The organism is Massilia sp. CFBP 13721 (assembly GCF_014842025.1).
In the GTDB taxonomy this organism is placed as follows: domain Bacteria; phylum Pseudomonadota; class Gammaproteobacteria; order Burkholderiales; family Burkholderiaceae_D; genus Telluria.
Map to the genome: position 1 here is coordinate 161,085 of NZ_JACYUY010000005.1, position 21,532 is coordinate 182,616.

The window sequence follows — 21,532 nt, forward strand, 5'->3', positions numbered from 1 at the left end:
TGTCAGTGAAGAGAGTTTTTTCGGGCGGCCATCACGCCGGCAACGGTGTAGAACGAGCCAAAGACCACAATTCTATCATTCTCCTCGGCACGGCTCATCGCATTTGCGAACGCGGCCGCCGGATCGGCAAAGGTGGAGACCGAAAAGTCGGCATCTTTCGCGCCCGCGGGGCGCAGGGCGGCGATTTTTTCGGCCAGGGCGCTGCTCTTCGCCGAGCGTGGCGACGGCAAGTCGGCCACGCACCAGTGGTCGATCAGGCCGGCCATCGGCGCGATCACGCCGGCGATGTCCTTGTCGTCCATGATGCCGAACACGGCATAGGTATAGCGGTGAAAGCCCATGTTGCCGAGGTTCTGGGCCAGCGTGGCCGAGGCATGCGGATTGTGGGCGACGTCGAGCACCGTGGTCGGGCGCCCCGCCAGCACCTGGAAGCGGCCCGGCAACTCCACCAGCGCCAGCCCCGAGCGCACTTCCTGCGCGCCGCAGGGCAATTGCATGCGCAGCGCTTCGAGCGCGGCCAGCGCGGCCGAGGCGTTCAACAACTGGTTGGCGCCGCGCAGGGCCGGATAGGCCAGCGAATTGCGGCGCTGGGTACGCCCGCCATAGCTCCATTGCTGCTGGTCACCCTGGTAATTGAAATCGCGCCCGATCAGCCACAGGTCGGCGCCGATGTCGCTCGCATGCTGGATCAGCGATTGCGGCGCCAGCGGATCGCTGCAGATTGCGACTTTGCCGGCGCGGAAAATGCCGGCCTTTTCGAAACCGATCTCCTCGCGCGTCTCGCCGAGGAAGGCCGAATGGTCGATGTCGATGCTGGTGACGATCGAGACGTCGGCATCGATCACGTTGACCGCGTCCAGGCGCCCGCCCAGGCCGACTTCGAGGATGGCCACGTCGACGCCGGCTTTCGACAGCAGGTGCATGATCGCCAGCGTGGTGAATTCGAAATAGGTCAGCGAAATGTCGCCGCGCTGCGCTTCGACGAAGTCGAAGGCCTCCACCAATACCTCATCGCTGGCCATCTCGCCGTTGATGCGGGCGCGCTCGTTAAAGTCGAGGAAGTGCGGCTTGATGTAGAGGCCGACGCGGTAGCCGGCATGCAGCAGCACCGATTCGAGCATTGCGCAGGTCGAGCCCTTGCCGTTGGTGCCGGCGACCATGATGACCGGGCAGGTGAACGCCAGTTCCATGCGCTCCTTGACGGCGCGCACGCGGTCCAGGCCCATATCGATATAGGTTTCGGCGTGGCGCGACTCGAGCAGGGCCAGCCAGGCGGGCAAGGTGGTGGGGAGAGTGGACATGGGATCGAATATGCGTTGAAACGAAAAACCGGCGGGCCGCGATGCGGGCCGCCGGCCGGAGTGCTTACTGTAGCGGCAATTTATGCGATGACTTCGGCTGGCTGGTTCTGCAGCAGCGCCAGCAGGCGCGCGATTTCTTCGCGCATCTTGCGGCGGTCGACGATCATGTCGACGGCGCCCTTTTGCACCAGGAACTCGGCGCGCTGGAAACCTTCCGGCAGCTTTTCGCGCACGGTGTTTTCGATCACGCGCGGGCCGGCAAAGCCGATCAGCGCCTTTGGCTCGGCGATCACGACGTCGCCCATGAAGGCGAACGAAGCGGAGACGCCGCCCATGGTCGGGTCGGTCAGCACGCTGATGAACGGCAGCTTCTTCTCCGACAGCTTGGTCAGCATGGCGGTGGTTTTCGCCATCTGCAGCAGCGACAGCAAGCCTTCCTGCATGCGCGCGCCGCCGGTGGCGGTAATGCAGATGAACGGCACTTTCTGTTCGAGTGCGATCTGGGCGCCGCGCGCGAAACGCTCGCCGACGACGGAACCCATCGAGCCGCCCATGAATTCGAATTCGAAGCAGGCCACCACGACCGGCAGGCTCATGATCGAACCACCCTGCACGATCAGCGCATCGGTCTCGCCGGTCGCTTCCATCGCCGCTTTCAGGCGGTCCGGATACTTCTTGCTGTCCTTGAATTTCAGAGTGTCGACCGGCAGCGCTTCCTGGCCGATTTCATAGCGGCCGCCTTCGTCGAGCAGCGCGTCGAGGCGGGCACGGGCGCGGATGCGCATGTGGTGGTCGCACTTCGGGCAGACGTGCAGGTTCGACTCGAGATCGGCGCGGTAGAGCACCGCTTCGCACGACGGGCACTTGACCCACAGGCCCTCGGGCATGGTCTTGCGGTTGGCGGCATCGGAGCGCTGGATTCGTGGGGGCAGCAGTTTTTCCAACCAACTCATGTTCTTCTCCTGTGCGGCGTTTCTGGAATGGGGCGTAGTGTAGTCGCTAGCGCCGGGCTTGTCACCGCTTGCTTGTCTGGCAATCAATTGTTCCTGAGCTCCATCGCGAGGCCATCCGTGGAGCTGCAATTCAGTTATACACCCATGTAGCGTGCGGATGGAGCACGAATCCCGGTGGATATTGTACGCACACCGTGCGTTGGGTGGGCGCCCGTGCCCACGCGAACATTCACACCGTGTTGACCTTCGAATGCGGCCAACACGGCGCACCATTCTGCGTGGGCACAGAGTGCCCACCCTACGAATCGAGCGCCGCGCGGATGTTGGCGCAGAAGGCGCGCACGGCCTCGGGACCGCCCTCCTTCGGCGTATTTTCCAGTTCCTGGATGATGCGGCTGCCGATGACGACCGCGTCCGCCACCGAGGCCACCGCCTTGGCCGTCTGGGCATCGCGGATGCCGAAACCGACGCCGATCGGCAGGCTGACGTGCTCGCGGATCGCGGCCACGCGCCGCGCGACGTCCTCGGTATCGATGCTGCCGGCGCCGGTCACGCCCTTGAGCGAAACGTAATAGGAAAAACCACTGCCGTAGCGCGCCACCTGGCGGATGCGTTCCTGCGTGGAAGTCGGGGCCAGCAGGAAGATCAGGTCGAGGCCATTGGCGCGCATGGCGTCGGCAAAGGCTTCGCACTCTTCCGGCGGATAGTCGACCACGATGGCGCCGTCGGCGCCGGCTTCTTTCGCGCGGGCGATGAAGTTGTCGGGGCCGATGCGTTCGATCGGGTTGGCGTAGCCCATCAGGACCACCGGGGTGTCAGGATTGGTCTGGCGGAACTCGCGTACGTAGGCGAAGACATCGTTCAGGCCGATGCCGAATTTCAAGGCGCGCTCGCAGGCGCGCTGGATGACCGGGCCTTCGGCCATCGGATCGGAAAAGGGAACGCCCAGCTCGAGGACGTCGGCGCCGCCCGCGACCAGCGCGTGCATCAGCGGGACGGTCATCTCGGGACCGGGGTCGCCGGCGGTGATGAAGGTGACGAGGCCGGTTTTGTTTTGCGCGCGCAGGGCGGCGAAGGTTTGTTCGATTCGGGACATGGTGTTGTTCTCTGTTCTGGGGTCGGTGGAGTTCGGGTGTGCATGGGTCCGTTGAACGCGTGGGCGGCATAGCTGCCCACCTTACGTCGCTCCGATGAATGTTACGGATGAGCGAAGGGACGTAAGGTGGGCGGATTTCCGCCCACGCGTTCAACAAACGTACGAATGGCGGATCAGCTGAAATCCAGCCCCATCCGCTGCGCCACCGTATGCATGTCCTTGTCCCCGCGTCCCGACAGGTTCACCAGGATCAGCTGGTCCTTCGGCAGCGTGGCCGCCAGCTTCACGCCGTAGGCGATCGCGTGCGAGGATTCCAGCGCCGGAATGATGCCCTCGATGCGGCAGCAGTCGTGGAAGGCCTGCAGCGCCTCGTCGTCGGTGACCGACACATATTCCGCACGCAGCGAATCCTTCAGCCAGGCGTGCTCGGGACCGACGCCTGGGTAATCCAGGCCGGCCGAGACCGAATGCGTCTCGATGATCTGGCCATTCGCATCCTGCAGCAGATAGGTGCGGTTACCGTGCAGCACGCCCGGGAAACCGGCCGTCAGCGACGCCGCGTGCTTGCCCGAATCGAGCCCCTCGCCCGCCGCCTCGACGCCGACCAGCTTGACGCCCGGCTCGTCGATGTAGGGATAGAAGATGCCCATCGCGTTCGAACCGCCGCCGATGCAGGCGACCACGTAGTCGGGCTGGCGCCCGGTCATGGCCGGCATCTGCACGCGGCATTCCTCGCCGATCACCGACTGGAAATCGCGCACCATCATCGGATACGGATGCGGTCCGGCCACGGTGCCGATGATGTAGAAGGTGTTTTCGATGTTGGTGACCCAGTCGCGCATCGCTTCGTTGAGCGCGTCCTTCAAGGTCTTGCTGCCCGATTCGACCGGCACGACGGTCGCGCCCAGCAGCTTCATGCGGTAGACGTTCTGGGCCTGGCGCTTGACGTCCTCGCTGCCCATGTAGACCACGCATTCGAGGCCGAAGCGGGCGCAGATGGTGGCGGTGGCCACGCCGTGCTGGCCGGCGCCGGTTTCGGCGATGATGCGCTGCTTGCCCATGCGGCGTGCCAATAAAGCCTGGCCGATCACGTTGTTGATCTTGTGGGCGCCGGTATGGTTCAGGTCTTCGCGCTTGAAGAAGACTTGGGCGCCGCCGGCGAGTTCCGACCAGCGCTTGGCGTGGTAGACCGGCGACGGCCGACCGACGAAGTGCGCCAGCTCGTAGCGGAATTCGTCGAGGAATTCAGGGTCTTGCGAATAGCGCGCGTAGGCTTCGTTGAGCTCGGCCAGCGCGTGGGTCAGCGTCTCGGCGACGAAACTGCCGCCGTAGGGACCGAAGTGGCCTTTGGCGTCGGGGAATTGATAGTCGGTCGTCTGGAACAGGGCGTTGATCGACCGTTCAAGCGTTTTTTCCTGGGTCTCCAGGGCTGCTTCCTGTACTGATTTCATGGGGGTGTTCGCTTTCAATGATGGCATCGGCTGCCCGCACCGCGGCGATGAAACCAGCGATCTTGCGGGCGTCCTTGATTCCCTTGGCGGATTCGACACCACTGCTGATGTCGACGGCCCAGGGACGTATGCGGGCGACTGCGTCAGTCGCGTTTTGCACGCTCAAGCCACCACTCAAAACGACCCGAGGCGCGAGCTCTTTTGGGATAAGAGACCAATCGAAGACCTTTCCAGCGCCACCGTAGGCATCCACGTAGGTATCGAGCAGGAGGCTGGAAAACCAGGGACTGGCGGCGCGGTATGCGAGTTCGCATTCTAGCAGTTCAAGCGGCGCCGTGTCCGGCCGGACGCGGTAGGCGTGTACGAAAGGACGCTGCACGGCGGCGGCGATGCGCGCGCACTCCTCGACCGTTTCGTCCCCATGGAATTGCAGCAGCGCCACCGGGCCGGCGTCGACCACCGCCCGCACCTCTTCCAGGCTGGCGTTGACGAACAGGGCGACCGAACTGACGTAGGGCGGCAGGCCGGCGCTGAGCGTGGCGAAGCGCTCGGGCGTGACGTAGCGCGGACTCTTCGGATAGAACACGAAGCCGAGCGCGTCGGCGCCGGCGCTGACTGCGGCGCGCAAATCCTCTTCGCGCGTGATGCCGCAAATTTTGATGCGGGTGCGGTGCATTGTTAAAACCTTAAAGCCAAGGGAGCGGAGAAATCGCCTCCTGCGGCAATCCCCACTTTGGATCGTAATCGATTTTCGCGAAGTACAGGCCGTCGGGCATGAAGGTCGGCGCGGCGGCGTCGCGGTTGCGCGCGGCCAGCACGTCGGCCATCCAGTCCGGCTCGTTGCGGCCGAGGCCGACGTAGATCAGCGCGCCCACCAGGTTGCGCACCATGTGATGGAGGAAAGCGCTGGCGCGCACGGTGAACACGATGATGTCGCCGCGCCGCTCGATGCGGATTTCCTGCATGTCCTTGACCGGCGTGTTGGCCTGGCAGCCGGACGCGCGGAAGGAAGAAAAATCGTGCAGGCCGATCAGGTGGCGCGCAGCCTGCTGCATGCGCTCGACGTCGAGGGGACGGAACACCCAGCCGGCGCGGCCGGCCAGCAGCGAGGATGGATTCGGGTTGTTGTACAACACGTAGTGATAGGTGCGCGAGCGCGCCGAGTAACGCGCGTGGAACTCCTGGCCCTCGGGATCGGCCGGCACTTCGCTGGCCCAGCGCACGGCGATCGAATCGGGCAGGAAGGTGTTCGTGCCACGCACCCAGCTCTGCATCGGGCGATCGAGTTCGGTATCGAAGTGCACGACCTGCTCGACCGCATGGACGCCGGCATCGGTACGGCCGGCGCAGGTGGTGCTCAGTTTCGTGCGTGCGAACTTCTCGAGGGCGATCTCGAGGGCGTCCTGGATGGTGTCACGGCTCGGCTGTTTCTGGTATCCATTCCAGCCGGTGCCGACATACTGGAGTCCAAGTGCAATGCGGGTCACGCTAACTGGGCGCGCATCGCACTGGCGCGGGTGGACTGTTCGACGTTACCGCCCTTGATGACTTCGTCGAGCAATTCGCGCGCACCTTCCTTGTCGCCGATCTCCTGGTAGGCAATCGCCAGATCGAGCTTGGTTTCCATTTCCATTTGCGCCGCGGTGAGTTCGGCGGTGCTGCCTGCGGGGCTGCCCGCGGGCGTTTCCGGCTGTGTCAGGGCGAAGTCGTTGGCCGGCAGGTCGAGGTCCATGGTGGACAGGTCGAAGCGCGGCACCGGCGTGCCCGGGTTCGGGATCGCCGGCACGTCGTCCAGCGCGAACGGATCGTCCTGCGGCGCCGCCGGTGCGGCCGGCTGGCCGAAGTCCATCATGTCGAGGTCGAACAGCGGGTCCTTGTCGGCGGGCGCCGCCGTCTCCTCCGCCGACGCATCGGCGGTCGGCGGATCCAGGTCGAAATCGGTCGCGCCGAAGTCGAATACCGGTTCCTGGCGCGCGCCCACCGGCGTCACCGGGGTCGTGTCGGGGAGGCTGAAGTCCATCGCGTCGAGGTCGAACAGCGGGTCTTTCAGGTCGGACGCCGGTTCCGCCGCAGGCGCTGCGGCGGGGACGTCCGGCATGTCGTTCAATTCGAATTCGCGTGCCAGCTGGGCGATGTCGACGTCGGTGTCCGGGCCGCTCTTGCTGAGGTCGAGGACGAAGGCGTCGTCCTCATCGGCCACTGGTGCCGGCGTGCTGGTCGCCGGTGCGCCGAAGTCCATGTCGAAGGCGAGGTCGTCCAGGCTTGCGCTGTCGGCGACGACCGGGGTGCCGGATGATGACATGCCCGTAGGGGACTCGAGTGGCGCGAACGGCTCCATGTCGAACTGCAGGTCGGGCACGGCGGTCGGGTCGTCGTGCACGGCGTTCGCCGTGCCGGTGGCGGTAGTAGTGGCAGCTACGGGCTCGAACGACAGGCCGCCGAGGTCGAAGTCAAGAAGGTTATCGTCAGCCTTGGTTTCGTTCGCGCTCGCCTGCGGCAGCGCCGTGGCGTCCTGGTCCAGGCCCAGGCTGTCGAAATCGAAGTCGCTGCCCAGCGGCGCGCCGGTGACGGCGTCCACCGTCGCATCGGGCTCGATGATTTCGGGCGATGCATCGCGGCTGCGGAAGGCTTGTTCCAGCTGCTGCGACAGCATCGTCTGCGGACCGGCATCGTTGCCTGCCGATGCCGATGCAGCGGCCAGGCCGGCGCCGGCCAAGGTAGCACCAGCGGCACCGGCGGCCAGCGCCGCGCCGCCGCCCATGCCGGCGGCCTGGGCATACATCGGGTTGGCCGGGTCGAGCGTATGGCCGAGCGCGGCGGCTTGCGCCCACTCGTCGCCCTTGCCGCCCGAGAGGCTGTACAGCTCGGTCGCCTGGGTTTCGAAGGCGCGCACGTCCTTGCGCGCCGCGTAGATCTCGAGCAGCTTCAGGCGCACCGGATGGCGGTACGGATCGTTGCGCAGCGCTTCCTTGAGGATGTCCTCGGCCTGGGTGTCGAAGTTATAGGCGAGGTACAGTTCGGCTTCGGCCAGCGGGTCGACTTCGTTGGTGTCGAGCTGGCTGGCCGACGGTGCGAAGCTGGAGTTGAACACGCTGTCGTGGGTGTCCACGCTCTGGCCGCCGGTTTCGGCGAACATCGATTGCGCCGGCTGGGCCGCGCTGCCGAGGATGGTCGGCGGATTCGGCGCTGCTTGTACCGCCACCTTCTGCTTGCGGCGCTGCGACAGGCCGAGCGCGGCCAGCAGCAGCACGGCGGCGCCGGCGCCCAGGTACAGGATGTTGTCCATCAGGGTGTCGAGCAGGCCGGCTTCGTCCGGGGCGTCCGGCATGGCCGGCTGCGGCGCCGTCCTGATCTTCGGTGCGGGCTTCGGTTCGGTATCGGCCTGGGCGACGACCACCGGCGCCACCGGCGCCGCCGGCGCCGCCGGGGCCGCAGACGTGGCCGGTGCATCGGCGCGCTGGGTAGCGTCGGCACCGGTCTGGCTCTTCACCGTGATCAGGCTCTCGAGCTGGTTGACGTTCTTTTCCAGCTCCTTGACGCGCGTCTGGGCGTCCGCCAGTTCCTTTTCCCGGGCGATCGCATCCTCGGCACTCGGCGCCGCCGCACCCGTGCCCGGACGGTTCGGCGCCGCTTTCGACAGGCGCAGCTGGTCTTGCGATTCGTTGGCGGCGGTCGGGCGCTCCTCGACCTTGGCCGTGATGCGGCCGGTCGCGCTCTGCCCTGCCTGGGCCTCGCGTGCCGGCGCGCTGGTGGCGACCTGGCCGGCCAGCTTGCTGCGGTAGGCATTGAAGTCGGCCGCATGTGCCACGACCGTGCCGTGCGCGTCTTCCGGATCGAGGCCGCGCATGCTGTCGCCGCTCGGCACCGACAGGATCTGGCCCGACTTCAGGCGGTTCATGTTATTGCCGATGAAGGCATCCGGGTTGGCGCGGTACAGGGCGACCAGCATCATGTCGAGCGAGACGTCGACCGGTTTGAGTTTGCCGGCGATGCGGCTGAGCGTGTCGCCGGCCTTGACGCGGTAGCGCGAAGCCGCCGCACGTGCGGCCGGTTCGCCCGCGGTCTCGTCGGCGCGTGCACCGCGCTGCGGACGCGCCGCCGGTTCGGCCGCCTGGCCTCCTGCCGCCGCCGCACCACGTGCTGCCCGCGCAGCTGGGGCAACCTGCGCCGATTGCGTCGAACGCAGCTCGGCCGGATCGAGCAGGAAGGTGTATTCGCGCACCAGGCGGCCGCCGTCCCAGGACAGCTCCAGCAGCAGGTCGACGAAGGGTTCGTTCAGGGGCTGCGGCGAGGTGATGCGCACGAACTGGCGCCCGCCGCGCTGCTCGACCGCGAAGCGCAGCGACAGCAGGGCCGGATTGAAGTCGACGTTGGCGGCACGGTAGGCTTCGGGACTGGCCAGTTTCGCGACCAGGTTCGACGCTTCGTCGCTCGAGACGGCGGTCAGTTCGATCTCGGCGCGCAGCGGCTGGCCGAGGGCCGAGAGGACGGTGAGTTTACCCAGCCCCGCCGCGTTTGCCACCGAAGTCAACAACACTGCACTGGCGACCGCTGCGGTAAGCGTTTTCAACGCGGACGACATGATCTGAGGGCGGCGGTTCAGTGGCATAGGGTGGTGTTGGTGTCGAGAGGGTTGGCAGGAGGGAAAGGACGGTTTCCCGGAAGTCTCAACATATCATCATGCACTGGAGCATGCAAGCGCTGCGGGGCGTAGGCTTGTGATTCTGTGGGATGGATGAGCTATCGATAATGTTTCGATATCGTATCCGAGCGCGGAAATTATCGGCGTGCTAATGGGTGTGATTGGATCGATAAGAGATGCGTCGGGGTGGCGGTTTGCGTTGGTCGCGCACGTGATACGCTGCGATACGTAGGGGGGGCCGGGCCACGAGAGGCTTCGCCCACGCGGTGATACGTAACCGCAAGATCAGCGCGCACGAAAGCGGAGCCGGCGCGTATCACCGCGTGGACGGAGCGGTTCGCCGCCCGGCCGACCCTACAAATGCGAAACGCCCGCATTCGCGGGCGTTGTTTTACTTCTCCAAGACGATCCGCAACATGCGCCGCAGCGGCTCGGCCGCGCCCCACAGCAGCTGGTCGCCCACCGTGAACGCCGACAGATACGCCGGCCCCATCGACATCTTGCGCAGGCGGCCGACAGGAATAGTCAGGCTGCCGGTGACGGCGGCCGGCGACAGGTCACGCATCGACGCTTCGCGCGTGTTCGGCACCACCTTCACCCACTGGTTGTGCGAGGCGATGATGTCGTTGATCTCATCGAGCGGCACGTCCCTGGTCATCTTGATGGTCAGCGCCTGCGAGTGGCAGCGCATGGCGCCGATGCGCACGCACAGGCCATCCACTGGAATGGCGCTGGTACCAAAACCTTCGCCGCGGCCCAGGATCTTGTTGGTTTCGGCGCCGGCCTTCCACTCTTCCTTCGACTGGCCGTTGCCCAGGTCCTTGTCGATCCACGGAATCAGGTTGCCGGCCAGCGGCACGCCGAACTGCTTGGTCTCGTCGGCGGACAAGCCATGCTGGGTCGCCAGCACCGTGCGGTCGATCTCGAGGATGGCCGAGGCCGGGTTGTCGAGCAGCGGCTTGATGGCGCTGTTGATGGTGCCGAACTGGGTCAGCAGCTCGCGCATGTGCTGGGCGCCGCCGCCGGACGCGGCCTGGTAGGTCATGGAGGTCATCCACTCGACCAGGCCCTGTTCGAACAGGCCGCCCAGGCCCATCAGCATGCAGGACACGGTGCAGTTGCCGCCGACGTAGTTCTTCACGCCGCGCGACAGCGCGTTCTTGATGACGTCGAGGTTGACCGGGTCGAGCACGATGACGGCGTCGTCGTTCATGCGCAGGGTCGAGGCGGCGTCGATCCAGTAGCCGTCCCAGCCGCTGGCGCGCAGCTGCGGGAAGACCTCGCTCGTGTAGTCGCCGCCCTGGCAGGAGATGATGATCTCGCATTTCGACAGTTCGGCGATGTCGTGCGCACTCTTGAGGGTGGTTTCGTTCTTCGCCATGCTCGGGGCGGCGCCGCCCGCATTCGAAGTGGTGAAGAACACCGGCTCGATGTGGTCGAAATCGCCCTCGTCCTGCATGCGCTGCATCAGGACCGAACCTACCATGCCGCGCCAACCTACCAGGCCTACCAATTTCATTTTATTTCCCGTTTGTTTTTTAAAAATTACCCGAGCGCCCGCACGACCGCGTCGCCCATCTGTTCCGTGCTCACGCGCTGCGTGCCATCCTCGAATATATCCGCTGTGCGCAAACCTTGCTGGAGGACGCGCTTGACGGCGGCTTCGATGCGCTCGGCCTGCTCGGCCTTGTTCAGCGAAAAGCGCAGCATCATCGCGGCGGACAGGATCGTCGCCAATGGATTGGCGATACCCTTGCCGGCGATGTCCGGCGCCGAACCGTGCGACGGCTCGTACAAGCCCTTGTTGCTGGCGTCGAGCGAGGCCGAGGGCAGCATGCCGATCGAGCCGGTCAGCATCGCGGCCGCGTCAGACAGGATGTCGCCGAACATGTTGCCGGTGACGATGACGTCGAATTTCTTCGGCGCGCGCACCAGCTGCATGGCCGCGTTATCGACGTACATGTGCTCGAGTGCGACGTCCGGATACTCCTGGTGCACGTCGGTGACGATATCGCGCCAGAACTGGAAGGTCTCCAGCACGTTGGCCTTGTCGACGCTGGTCACGCGCTTGTCGCGTTTGCGCGCAGCCTGGAAGGCCACGTGCGCGATGCGGCGGATCTCGCCTTCGGCATAGCGCATCGTGTCGAAGCCTTCGCGCTGGCCTTTGAACGGGCCGTCGGGGCATTCGCGCACGCCGCGCGGCTTGCCGAAATAGATGTCGCCGGTCAGTTCGCGGATGATCAGGATGTCCAGGCCCGACACCACTTCGGCTTTTAGCGTCGAGGCGCCGGCCAGCTCCGGGTACAGGATGGCCGGGCGCAGGTTGGCGAACAAACCCAGCTCCTTGCGCAGGCCGAGGATCGCCTGCTCCGGCCGCAGCGCGCGCTCGAGCGTGTCGTATTGATAATCGCCGACGGCGCCGAACAGCACCGCGTCCGCTTCCTTCGCCAGCTTCAGCGTCGATGCGGGCAGCGGATGGCCATGCGCCGCATAGCCGGCGCCGCCGACGTCGGCATGCTCCATCTCGAAGGATTCGCCCAGCGCTTCCAATACACGCACCGCTTGCGCCGTGATTTCGGGACCGATGCCGTCGCCCGGCAGGATTGCAATCTTCATGGTCGCTTTCTTTTAAATCGTGTTGGCCAGCCAAGGCTGGCGCGCCAGGTGGCGTTCCTCGAAGGCGCGGATCTCGTCGGCGTGGCGCAGCGTCAGGCCGATGTCGTCGAGGCCATTCAGCAGGCAGTACTTGCGGAAGTCGTCGATCGCGAACTCGAAACCGATGCGCCCATCGGCGCTGCGCAGCACCTGGTTTTCCAGGTCGACAATCAGCTTGAAGCCGCTGCCAGCCTTGACTTCATTGAACAGCTGCTCGACCTGCGCTTCCGTCAACACGATCGGCAGCAGTCCGCTCTTGTAGCAGTTGTTGAAGAAGATGTCGGCGAAGCTTGGCGCGACGATGGCGCGGAAGCCGTACTGCTGCAGCGCCCACGGCGCGTGCTCGCGCGAGGAGCCGCAACCGAAGTTCTTGCGGGTCAGCAGGATCGACGCCCCCTGGTAGCGCGGCTGGTTCAGCACGAAGTCCGGATTGAGCGGACGGTTGCTGTTGTCCTGGCCCGGTTCGCCATGGTCGAGGTAACGCCACTCGTCGAACAGGTTGGGGCCGAAGCCGGTCTTGCGGATCGACTTCAGGAACTGCTTCGGGATGATGGCGTCGGTGTCGACGTTGGCGCGATCCAGCGGCGCCACCAGGCCTTCGTGTACGGTGAATTTATCCATGTCCTCTACCCGGTTCGCTCAATGGTTTTACTTGCCGCCGGCGCCGGTGACGACCTGGCCGACCTTTTGCACGTCGCGGCCGATGCCGGAAATCGTGTTGCAGCCTGCGAGGACAAGGGCAACCAGCGAGAGGGCGAATACTTTTTTCATGATGGTCCTGTGAATCTGTTTATATTATTTGTTCAGAGTGCGCGCACGTCGACGAAGTGGCCCGCGATCCCGGCCGCGGCGGCCATCGCCGGCGACACCAGGTGGGTGCGTCCGCCCTGTCCTTGGCGTCCTTCGAAATTGCGGTTCGAGGTCGAGGCGCAGCGCTCGCCCGGCTCCAGGCGGTCGGCGTTCATCGCCAGGCACATCGAGCAGCCCGGCTCGCGCCATTCGAAGCCGGCGGCCTTGAAAATCTGGTCGAGCCCTTCGCGCTCGGCCTGTTCCTTCACCAGGCCCGAACCCGGCACCACCATCGCCAGTTTGACGTTGGAAGCGCGCTGGCGCCCGCGCACGACGGCGGCGGCCTCGCGCAAATCCTCGATGCGTGAATTCGTGCACGAACCGATGAAGACCTTGTCGATACGGATGTTCTCGATCGGGGTGTTCGGCGTCAAGGCCATGTAGGTCAGCGCCTTTTCCATGGCGTCGCGGCGCACGGCATCCTTTTCCTGGTCGGGATCGGGCACGCGGCCGTCGATCGAGGTCACCATTTCCGGCGAGGTGCCCCAGGTGACTTGCGGACGGATCTGCGTCGCGTCGAGGGTAACGACCATGTCGAACCTGGCGCCCGAGTCGGTGTGCAGGGTACGCCAGTACGACACGGCCTGCTCCCACTGCGGACCGCTTGGCGAGAAAGGACGGCCCTTCACGTAGTCGATCGTGGTCTGGTCGACGGCGACCATGCCGGCGCGCGCGCCCGCTTCGATCGCCATGTTACAGACCGTCATGCGCCCTTCCATCGACAGCGCGCGGATGGTCGAGCCGCCGAATTCGATGGCGTAACCGGTGCCGCCGGCGGTGCCGATGCGGCCGATCACGGCCAGCACGATGTCCTTGGCGGTCACGCCCGGCGGCAGCGCGCCGTCGACCTGCACCAGCATCGACTTCGATTTTTTCGCCAGCAGCGTCTGCGTCGCCAGCACGTGCTCGACTTCCGAGGTGCCGATGCCGTGCGCCAGGCAGCCGAAGGCGCCGTGGGTGGACGTGTGCGAGTCGCCACAGACCACCGTCATGCCCGGCAGGGTCGCGCCCTGCTCCGGCCCGATCACGTGGACGATGCCCTGGCGCTTGTCGTTCATGTTGAAGTAGGTGAGCCCGAAGCTCTTCGCGTTGGCGTCGAGCGTCTCGACCTGCAGGCGCGAGGTCGGGTCGGCGATGCCTTCGCGGCGGTCGGTGGTCGGCACGTTGTGGTCGGCCACGGCCAGGTTGGCGGCGTTGCGCCACAGGCCCCGGTTGGCTTCGCGCAGGCCCTCAAAGGCTTGCGGGCTGGTGACTTCGTGCACCAGGTGGCGGTCGATATACAGCACCGTGGTGCCGTCGGCATCGGCACGCACGACGTGCGATTCCCAGAGTTTGTCGTAGAGCGTTTTTAACATGCTGTGTCCCGTGCTGTGTTCTGTCCGCGGCCACTGTCGATAGTGGGATTTTGATTATGCCATAATTGTGCACTGCGGCAGAAGCGGGGCTGTTTTGCACGATCCTGCCAATGGGAGGCTCAACAGGCAAACAAGATTTGCACAGCTGGCTTGAAGTGCAAATAAAAAAAGCCTGCGCACCAGATGCACAGGCTTTTATTGCAAGGGCATATGTCGCCCTTTTTCACTCGATTAGTGCATTTATGCAGCCATGCGCACCGTGCTGCGGCAGCCATCCATCAGGAAGGACAGGCCCACGACCAGCACCAGTTCGCCCTCGGCCGAACGCGCGGTGCCGGTGATGCCTTCCACCGTCAGCGCCGTCATCGGCTTGATGACCAGGTCGGCGGTGCCGTCGACCGCTTCCACCGCCAGGATGTACGGCTGCGGCGCATTGATGACGATACCGACGCGTTCCACCGCTTCCTCGTAGCCGAGCGAACCGGCCAGCGAGCGCACCGGCAGCGGACGGCCCTGGTCTTTCAGCACCGGGGCGCCGCCGACCATCGAGAAGGTTTCCGGCAGTTCGACCACGCGCTCGACCACCGCCATCGGCAGCGCCAGCGAGGCGCCGGACGTCGAGACCAGCATGGTCGGCACGATCGACAGTTCGATCGGCAGGCGGATCGCGAACTTGGTGCCGTGGCCGAGCGAGGAATCGATGCGGATCGCGCCGCGGTTCTTTTCCACCGCCGTTTTCACGACATCCATGCCGACGCCGCGGCCCGAGACCGACGACGCCACTTCCTTGGTCGAGAAGCCCGGCAGGAACACCAGCTGGTAGGCGTCTTCGTCGCTCTGGGCGCCGTTTTCGCCGATCAGCCCCTTGTCGATGGCTTTGCGGCGCAGCTTGATCGGGTCCATGCCCTTGCCGTCGTCCTGCAGCACGATCATGACGCTGTTGGCTTCCTGCCAGGCTTTCAGCAGGATGAAGGCTTTCGCAGGCTTGCCGGCGGCGACACGCTCCTGCGGCGATTCGACGCCATGGTCGAGCGCGTTGCGCAGCATGTGCACCAGCGGATCGTAGAGACTGTCCACGACGACGCGGTCGACTTCGGTCTCGGCGCCTTCGATGGTCAGCTCGACATCCTTGCCGAGGTCTTTCGCCAGCTCGCGCACCAGGCGCGGGAATTTCTGGAACAGGCGGCCCACCGGCTGCATGCGCGTGGCCAGCGTGGCGCGCTGCAGTTCGGCCGAATAGCGCGAGGCGCGTTCTAGCGTTTCGGTCAGCGTCGCCATCAGGGTGGCGGCCTGCCCTTCGAACTTGAACTGCGACAGGCGCTCCAGCAGCACGGCGGCCTGGTTGGCGGCCTGCACCGATTCGCCGGCCACTTCCAGCAGCGCATCGAGTTTGACGGCATCGATGCGGATGCTTTCGTCCTTGGCCGGCGCCGCTGCGACAGGCTTGGCTTCGTTGCGGCGGTCGACGCCGTCCCAGCCGGGACGGGCCGCCGGTGCGGCTTCGTGCTGGACAGCCGGTGCGGCGGCAGGCGCTTGTGGCGCGGCCACGGCTGCGGTCACTGGCATCGGCACCGTGGCCGGGGCAGCCGCGGCAGTCGCGATCGCGGCGCTGGCCGGCACCACGGCGTTGTACATCGCGGGCCAGTCGAGTCCGTCATCACCGAGGGCGACAGGCGCAGCCACCGGAGCGGCGGCAACTGCTGGCGCCGCCACAAGCGCGGGCGCGGGTGCAGCAACCGGAGCCGCCTGCGCCTTGCCTTCGATCGCATCCGTCAGGATGCGTTCGAGGTCGGCCGGCATCGGCGCCAGCTGTTCCGGCGTGGCGCCGTTGTTCAGGTCGTTCAACTGGTCGGCGACGAAGCCCGAGGCTTGCAGCGCCGCCTCGATCGACAGCGGCGTGACCGGCGCGGCGCCCGTGCGCAGGGCGTCGAACAGATTCTCCGTCAGGTGGCACGCCGCGACCAGCGCCGGCAGGCCCATGAAGCCGGCACCGCCCTTGATCGTGTGGAACGAACGAAACACCGCGTTCAGCGTTTCCTTGTTCTCCGGATCGCGTTCGAGGCGCAGGAGGTGCTCTTCAACATTGACTGCCAGATCCATCGCCTCGACGACGAAGTCCTTGAGCATATCGTCCATTAGAATCCCAGATCGGCAAGTAGGTCGTCGACGTTATCCTGGTCCAGCGCCGCTTCCGGCACGGACGGGCCCGACATCAGTTGCACAGGTGCAGCTTCTTTTTCGGCCAGCTTGGCGCGCGTTTCCGGTGGCGCATTGTCGCGCAGCAGCTGGGCCAGTTCGTTCTCGACAGTCTTGGTGATCGCGACCACTTTCTTGATCAGCTGGCCGGTGATGTCCTGGAAGTCCTGGGCCATCATGATTTCCAGCAGGCGCGCCTTTTCCGCTTCGGTCGCTTCCGACACGGATTGCGAGAACTGGCGCGAATCGCCGGCCAGGGCCTTGAACTCGTCCAGGCTCAGCTTGCCCGCGAACAGCGCGTCCCAGCGGCCCGACATGTCCTGCGCCTGCTTGGACAGCTTGTCCTGCGCCGGCATGCCGTCGTCCAGGGTGTTGAGCACCTTGTTGGCGGCCTGCTCGGTCAGGGTGGCGACGTATTCCAGGCGGTCCTGGGCGTCGTTGATCTGCGACGACGCCTCGGACAGCGCGCGGTCATAGCCCAGTTCGCGGAGCGAATCGTGCAGCAGGCGCACGATCCCGCCCAGGCGTTCGTACATGTTCTTGTCGCCCTCGGCGCCGTCGTCGGCAGTGATCGCAGCTACGGGGGCAGCGGGAGCGGCGGCGGCCGTGGCCGGCACGGGCGCAGCCGCGGCGGCCGGCTTGTTTGAAGCGATCTGGTCGAACAGCGCGTCCAGGTCATCTTCATCGGCGGCAGAGGTAGCGGCGGGCGCGGCTGCTGCAGCCGGGGCCGGCGCACTGGCGCGCTGGGCTGCCACTTCCTCGAATAAGGCGTCGAAATCGTCGGCGGCGTCGGTCATAGTCCCTGCTTCTCCATAATATGAATATGTCGCAATCTTGCGTGCTTCGGTCCGGTGGATGCGGACTTCCACGCGCGTCATGCCGCCGCCGGAAGCCCAAAAATCGTTAGCGAGTGTAGCAGTGCAGTTGCCGTAGGTAAATATCGGAAAAAGCAATACGCTGAAATGGACAAGGAAACTTAATTCCGGGACAATAAAACCGTGCCGTTCCTGACTATTTTCGCAAGTCAGGTGTTGTTTTGTGGTCGCGTCGATTGTGCACTGTTTTCGGACGCCTTCTTGCAAAGCGAGCTCATCATTGAGCGAAGTCAACAGGTTGCGCTATCGCAAGCCTGGCACACTTAGCAGCAGCCACAATACGTAGCGTATGGAGGCTCACCATGTACCGGAAAATCCTGATCACCACCGACGGCTCGGCCGTCTCCCAGCACACGGCCTGCGCCGGGGTCAAGTTCGCGCACCAGATGGGGGCCGAAGTGCTGGCCCTGTTCGTCGCACCGGACTACCAGTATCCGGTGTACGTCGAGATCATTCCGCCCTCGTATCCCAGCGAAGACGACTACACCAGCCAGATGCGGCGCACCGGCGAGGACTACATGGGCCGCATCATGCGCTCCTGCGAGCAGGCCGGGCTGCAACACAGCTGCATGACCGCGTTTTCCGACGCCACGGCCCAGAAGATCGTCGACGTCGCCGAGCAGGAAGGGTGCGACCTGATTTTCATGGGTTCGCACGGGCGCAGCGGCTGGGGCCAGCTCCTGCTGGGCAGCGTGACCAATAAAGTGTTGTCGCATACGACCCGGCCGGTCCTGGTGCACCGGCTGATCAACGAGCCAGCCTCGACCTGATGGCGGCGCCGGCACGCCGCGCCGCGGCGTGCCCACTATACAGCCGCGGACCACGTGGCGAGGGGATGCATTCATGATAAGAATCGTCATTGCAGATGATCATACGATCATGCGCGAAGGGCTGAAACGGATCCTCGACGGCGCGCTCGACGTCGAGATTGTCGGCGAAGCGACCAATGGCTTCGAAGTGCTCTCGCTGGTGCGCCAGGGCGGCTTCGACCTGCTGCTGCTCGATTTGTCGATGCCCGGGCGCAGCGGCGTCGACCTGATCCGCCAGGTGCGCAGCGAGGCGCCCAAGCTGGCCATCCTGATCCTCACCATGCACGAAGAGGAACAGTATGCGGTGCGCGCCATCCGCGCCGGCGCCCAGGGCTATCTCACCAAGGAAAGCGCGGGTACCCAGTTGGTCGGTGCGATCCGCAAGGTGGCCTCGGGCCGGCCCTACATCAGCACCGAAGTGGCCGAGCAGCTGGCACTGAACATCATGGCGCCCAACGAGCAGCTGTTGCACAAACAACTCTCGGACCGCGAATTCGAGGTGTTTTCGCTGCTCGTCGGCGGCAAATCGATCACCGAAATCGCCAACAACCTGCACTTGTCGGTGAAGACCGTGAGTACGCACAAGACGCGCATCATGCAAAAGATGGGGATGACCTCGCTGTCGGAAATGGTCCAATACGCTGTTGCGCACCGCTTGCTCGCCCCATTGAAAGCCTGAACCCCGATAACAACGTTTGACAGCGGCGGGCGGGCATTTGTGCCTTGCCCGCCACGCTTTCACCACACTTCCCTCGCTCTGCCAGCAACTCGCCGCACCGTTTCCTGCCCCGCGACGCCCCGCTTCAGTAAGAATATTCCTACAGTACTAGTTCCTCTCCTACCTACACATTCAGCCATTGCTGATACCCATGCCGAACTCGTGTTGGCATACTGAATTCAGCGTATCGACTTGCTTGCGATCTAATTTCTCTCCGTAAGCCAAGCCTCCCGCTTGATGAATCCTATTGAAGCACCCGGTAGCGGCCCCGTCCCATGCCCTGCCAGAAGATTTCTTCACCGGAGATGAGCATGCAGTCCCAGCCAACGCCAGAACAACGCAACGCCTCGTCGACCATGCATTCCACCCCCATGGAAGCAGGCCGCCAACGCCAGGGCCGCCTGTGGTCCAACCTGAAAGAAGTCTGCGACCTGCTGCACATCCCGGCCGCCGTCTCCATCAATTCCGAAGAACTGCTGTTCCAGCACGTACAGTTCAAGACCGGCCAGCGCGTCCACACCATCGGCCAGGCCTTCGACACCCTGTACATCGTCAACTCCGGCTTCCTGAAAACGGTGCTGATCGACGAGTTCGGCAACGAACAGGTGCTGAGCTTCCCGATGAAGGGCGACATGCTCGGCGTCGACGGCATCCACACCCGCCACTACGCCTCCGAGGCCGTGGCCCTGTCCGACTGCGACCTGATCCTGCTGCCGTTCAAGAAGCTGACCGCCCTCGGCCGCGTGCACATGGAGCTGGAAAACCTGATGTACGGCGTCATGAGCCGCGAGCTGGTGCGCGAACAGGCCATGATCGGCATGCTCGGCGCCCTCTCCGCCGAGGCGCGCGTGGCCCGCTTCCTGGTCTCGCTGGCCGACCGCTTCGCCGCCATGGGCTACTCGAGCAAGCTGTTCAACCTGCGCATGACGCGCCACGAGATCGGCAGCTACCTGGGCCTGACGCTGGAAACGGTGAGCCGCACCTTGTCTGCCTTCAATGAGATCGGGCTCATTACCGTCGACCAGCGCACCATCGGCATCAAGGATCCGGAAGCCCTGAAAACCCTGCGCCGCCTGCCACCGTCGCGCTCGCGTACCAAGGCGGCCGGCACCAAGCAAAAAGCCGAGCTCGATGCAGCCGGCGACGATCAGGTGCTGGCCACGGCCTGATTGACTGCCTCCTTGCCGGTTGCTGCGGCAAAGGCAAAAACAGCTCCGACATGGTGGTTTCTTCGCGAGACCAGAATGTCGGAGTTGTTTTATTTTGTGGGATGGCTGTAAGAGGTTGCGCAGCCGAATCTTAGAACGTAGGGATGTAGGGTGGGCGGGTCCCCCGCCCACGCGTTCAGCGGACAGGTGCAAACCACCCTGCGTTTTCACTGCCGCTGGTTGAACGCGTGGGCGGATTCAGTCCCCCGGACTAAATCCCGCCCACCCTACATCCTGCCAAACTCGTTCCGTGTACGTCCAGTAAGCACCAGCGCGTCATTGATCTCGCGACAAGACCCCATTATTCACACGCACCGGATCGCCGACGCGGAAACCCGGATCGTTGTCATACTGCAGCGTCTGCGTGGCCCCGTTCCCCGCATAGCGCACCACGACTTCGTAGCGCTGGGCCTGGCGTTGGTTGCGCTGGATGGCGTTGCCCGCGACTGCGCCGCCGATGGCGCCAGCGGCAGTGGCCGCCTTGCGACCACTGCCGCTGCCGACCTGGTTGCCCAGCAGGCCACCGACCACCGCACCGGCCGCCGTGCCGAGGTAATTGCCTTGCCCATTCACTTCGACCACGTTGACCGCTTCCACGGTCGCGCAGTTGGTGCAGTAGCGCGCTGTCCGCGGCGCGCTCGTTGCCACGGCGGGTCCTGCGACCGGGCGCGGCCCGCCGGCCAGCAATGGACGGCCCAGCACCTGCTCCGTGTAGCGGCCGTTGGCGCGGATCGTCGCCGTCACCCGGCTGTTGGGGGCGATGCGGTCGTCGCGGCGGATCGTGTAGTCGGCCGCGTATTCGCCCGGGCGCACTTCCGGCAGGAAGAACACGCCGCGCGCGCCGGCCATGGTCAACTCGACGCGGGCGCCGGGTGTGCCGAAGACGGTAAAGCCGAGGTCGTTGCCGGGCGCCAGTTCGTCGCTGGCGCGCACTTCGAAGCGCTCGATGCGCGGCACCGACGCCAGGTCGCCGCGGCGGTTCGGACGCGGGGCGCCGTCGCGCACCACCGATTCGCTCAGCACGTCGGTCGCCACGCGGTTGCCCACACGCAGGTTGGCGGTGACGGCGCTGGTATTCACGATGCGGTCGCGCGCACCGATGACGTAGGTGCCGACATACTGGCCAGGTTCGGTTTCGGTCATGTGCACGTTGCGCGTGGCGCCGTCGATGCGCAGCGTGGCATTGCCGCCGGGCGTGCCGTACAGGTCGAAATGCAACTCGACGCCGGGCGCCAGGCGCCGCACTTCCTCGACATTGAAGCCACGGATCGACGGTCCGCGGCTGTCGCGTTCATATTGCTGGGCATGCGCGGCGGCCGGCGCCAGCGTCATGGAGCACAACGGCAATAGCGCGACCAATGTTGTACTCAGGGTATGGCGAAGCTTCATGGCATGTCTCCTTTTCGATGGGCCGACTTAGCGTA

18 protein-coding genes are annotated in these 21,532 nt (G+C 65.0%); 3 read left to right on the plus strand and 15 right to left on the minus strand.

Translation table 11 applies throughout. The features are described 5' to 3' along the window. Nucleotides 1-2: 2 nt before the first annotated feature. The 14 genes from folC to IFT60_RS06845 form a co-directional block, all read right to left on the minus strand. Nucleotides 3-1,301: a bifunctional tetrahydrofolate synthase/dihydrofolate synthase gene (folC, locus tag IFT60_RS06780; protein WP_192050880.1), complete on the minus strand. Its 1,299-nt coding sequence runs from the start codon at nucleotides 1,299-1,301 to the stop codon at nucleotides 3-5. A gap of 80 nt (nucleotides 1,302-1,381) precedes the next feature. After that, nucleotides 1,382-2,254 carry an acetyl-CoA carboxylase, carboxyltransferase subunit beta gene (gene accD / locus IFT60_RS06785; protein WP_192050883.1) on the minus strand — a complete coding sequence of 291 codons (873 nt, stop codon included), beginning with the start codon at nucleotides 2,252-2,254 and terminating at the stop codon, nucleotides 1,382-1,384. Nucleotides 2,255-2,552: 298 nt separating this feature from the next. Then, nucleotides 2,553-3,350 carry a tryptophan synthase subunit alpha gene (trpA, locus tag IFT60_RS06790; RefSeq protein WP_192050885.1) on the minus strand — a complete coding sequence of 266 codons (798 nt, stop codon included), beginning with the start codon at nucleotides 3,348-3,350 and terminating at the stop codon, nucleotides 2,553-2,555. Between the two features lie 173 nt (nucleotides 3,351-3,523). Then, complete coding sequence (gene trpB / locus IFT60_RS06795) at nucleotides 3,524-4,801, minus strand: tryptophan synthase subunit beta (RefSeq protein ID WP_374000810.1); 1,278 nt, start codon at nucleotides 4,799-4,801, stop codon at nucleotides 3,524-3,526. Then, the gene (locus IFT60_RS06800) at nucleotides 4,752-5,477 is read right to left on the minus strand and encodes a phosphoribosylanthranilate isomerase (protein WP_192050887.1); all 726 of its coding nucleotides are present in this window, start codon (nucleotides 5,475-5,477) and stop codon (nucleotides 4,752-4,754) included. Before IFT60_RS06800 ends, trpB begins: the two co-directional genes overlap by 50 nt. Before the next feature lie 10 nt (nucleotides 5,478-5,487). Beyond that, on the minus strand, nucleotides 5,488-6,288 hold the full coding sequence (truA, locus tag IFT60_RS06805) for a tRNA pseudouridine(38-40) synthase TruA (RefSeq protein ID WP_192050890.1): 801 nt from the start codon (nucleotides 6,286-6,288) through the stop codon (nucleotides 5,488-5,490). Next, a complete protein-coding gene (locus tag IFT60_RS06810; protein ID WP_524537862.1) occupies nucleotides 6,285-9,338 on the minus strand; it encodes a motility hub landmark protein FimV in 3,054 nt (1,017 codons plus the stop codon). The genes truA and IFT60_RS06810 overlap by 4 nt, the downstream gene beginning before the upstream one ends. Nucleotides 9,339-9,834: 496 nt before the next feature. Beyond that, nucleotides 9,835-10,962: an aspartate-semialdehyde dehydrogenase gene (gene asd / locus IFT60_RS06815; RefSeq protein ID WP_192050893.1), complete on the minus strand. Its 1,128-nt coding sequence runs from the start codon at nucleotides 10,960-10,962 to the stop codon at nucleotides 9,835-9,837. A 26-nt stretch (nucleotides 10,963-10,988) separates the two neighbouring features. Further along, on the minus strand, nucleotides 10,989-12,059 hold the full coding sequence (gene leuB, locus IFT60_RS06820) for a 3-isopropylmalate dehydrogenase (RefSeq protein ID WP_192050895.1): 1,071 nt from the start codon (nucleotides 12,057-12,059) through the stop codon (nucleotides 10,989-10,991). Between the two features lie 12 nt (nucleotides 12,060-12,071). Beyond that, nucleotides 12,072-12,719: a 3-isopropylmalate dehydratase small subunit gene (leuD, locus tag IFT60_RS06825; protein ID WP_192050897.1), complete on the minus strand. Its 648-nt coding sequence runs from the start codon at nucleotides 12,717-12,719 to the stop codon at nucleotides 12,072-12,074. 27 nt (nucleotides 12,720-12,746) lie between these two features. After that, nucleotides 12,747-12,869 (minus strand): lipoprotein, encoded by a 123-nt coding sequence (locus IFT60_RS06830; protein WP_136219803.1) that lies wholly within the window; start codon nucleotides 12,867-12,869, stop codon nucleotides 12,747-12,749. 32 nt (nucleotides 12,870-12,901) lie between these two features. Then, entirely contained in the window at nucleotides 12,902-14,302 is a 1,401-nt protein-coding gene (gene leuC / locus IFT60_RS06835; protein ID WP_192050900.1) for a 3-isopropylmalate dehydratase large subunit, read from the minus strand. A 240-nt stretch (nucleotides 14,303-14,542) separates the two neighbouring features. Then, on the minus strand, nucleotides 14,543-16,438 hold the full coding sequence (locus IFT60_RS06840; protein WP_192050902.1) for a chemotaxis protein CheA: 1,896 nt from the start codon (nucleotides 16,436-16,438) through the stop codon (nucleotides 14,543-14,545). After that, a complete protein-coding gene (locus IFT60_RS06845) occupies nucleotides 16,438-17,295 on the minus strand; it encodes a protein phosphatase CheZ (RefSeq protein ID WP_192050904.1) in 858 nt (285 codons plus the stop codon). Before IFT60_RS06845 ends, IFT60_RS06840 begins: the two co-directional genes overlap by 1 nt. Nucleotides 17,296-17,675: 380 nt before the next feature. Between IFT60_RS06845 and IFT60_RS06850 the strand changes: the two genes are divergently transcribed. From IFT60_RS06850 to IFT60_RS06860, 3 genes are all read left to right on the plus strand, one after another. Beyond that, a complete protein-coding gene (locus IFT60_RS06850) occupies nucleotides 17,676-18,143 on the plus strand; it encodes a universal stress protein (RefSeq protein WP_192050906.1) in 468 nt (155 codons plus the stop codon). Between the two features lie 73 nt (nucleotides 18,144-18,216). Further along, entirely contained in the window at nucleotides 18,217-18,861 is a 645-nt protein-coding gene (locus tag IFT60_RS06855; RefSeq protein WP_056332929.1) for a response regulator, read from the plus strand. A 410-nt stretch (nucleotides 18,862-19,271) separates the two neighbouring features. Further along, nucleotides 19,272-20,069 carry a Crp/Fnr family transcriptional regulator gene (locus tag IFT60_RS06860; RefSeq protein WP_192051134.1) on the plus strand — a complete coding sequence of 266 codons (798 nt, stop codon included), beginning with the start codon at nucleotides 19,272-19,274 and terminating at the stop codon, nucleotides 20,067-20,069. 315 nt (nucleotides 20,070-20,384) lie between these two features. Here the strand turns inward: IFT60_RS06860 and IFT60_RS26915 are convergent, their stop codons facing one another. Next, the gene (locus tag IFT60_RS26915) at nucleotides 20,385-21,497 is read right to left on the minus strand and encodes a glycine zipper 2TM domain-containing protein (RefSeq protein ID WP_307729669.1); all 1,113 of its coding nucleotides are present in this window, start codon (nucleotides 21,495-21,497) and stop codon (nucleotides 20,385-20,387) included. Nucleotides 21,498-21,532: the final 35 nt, after the last annotated feature.

Bases quoted from the DNA above. Each gene is read 5' to 3' on its own strand.
- folC (WP_192050880.1), bottom strand. From the start codon at position 1,301: ATGTCCACTCTCCCCACCACCTTGCCCGCCTGGCTGGCCCTGCTCGAG.
- accD (WP_192050883.1), bottom strand. From the start codon at position 2,254: ATGAGTTGGTTGGAAAAACTGCTGCCCCCACGAATCCAGCGCTCCGAT.
- trpA (WP_192050885.1), bottom strand. From the start codon at position 3,350: ATGTCCCGAATCGAACAAACCTTCGCCGCCCTGCGCGCGCAAAACAAA.
- trpB (WP_374000810.1), bottom strand. From the start codon at position 4,801: ATGAAATCAGTACAGGAAGCAGCCCTGGAGACCCAGGAAAAAACGCTT.
- IFT60_RS06800 (WP_192050887.1), bottom strand. From the start codon at position 5,477: ATGCACCGCACCCGCATCAAAATTTGCGGCATCACGCGCGAAGAGGAT.
- asd (WP_192050893.1), bottom strand. From the start codon at position 10,962: ATGAAATTGGTAGGCCTGGTAGGTTGGCGCGGCATGGTAGGTTCGGTC.
- leuB (WP_192050895.1), bottom strand. From the start codon at position 12,059: ATGAAGATTGCAATCCTGCCGGGCGACGGCATCGGTCCCGAAATCACG.
- leuD (WP_192050897.1), bottom strand. From the start codon at position 12,719: ATGGATAAATTCACCGTACACGAAGGCCTGGTGGCGCCGCTGGATCGC.
- IFT60_RS06830 (WP_136219803.1), bottom strand. From the start codon at position 12,869: ATGAAAAAAGTATTCGCCCTCTCGCTGGTTGCCCTTGTCCTCGCAGGC.
- leuC (WP_192050900.1), bottom strand. From the start codon at position 14,302: ATGTTAAAAACGCTCTACGACAAACTCTGGGAATCGCACGTCGTGCGT.
- IFT60_RS06840 (WP_192050902.1), bottom strand. From the start codon at position 16,438: ATGGACGATATGCTCAAGGACTTCGTCGTCGAGGCGATGGATCTGGCA.
- IFT60_RS06845 (WP_192050904.1), bottom strand. From the start codon at position 17,295: ATGACCGACGCCGCCGACGATTTCGACGCCTTATTCGAGGAAGTGGCA.
- IFT60_RS06850 (WP_192050906.1), top strand. From the start codon at position 17,676: ATGTACCGGAAAATCCTGATCACCACCGACGGCTCGGCCGTCTCCCAG.
- IFT60_RS06855 (WP_056332929.1), top strand. From the start codon at position 18,217: ATGATAAGAATCGTCATTGCAGATGATCATACGATCATGCGCGAAGGG.
- IFT60_RS06860 (WP_192051134.1), top strand. From the start codon at position 19,272: ATGGAAGCAGGCCGCCAACGCCAGGGCCGCCTGTGGTCCAACCTGAAA.
- IFT60_RS26915 (WP_307729669.1), bottom strand. From the start codon at position 21,497: ATGAAGCTTCGCCATACCCTGAGTACAACATTGGTCGCGCTATTGCCG.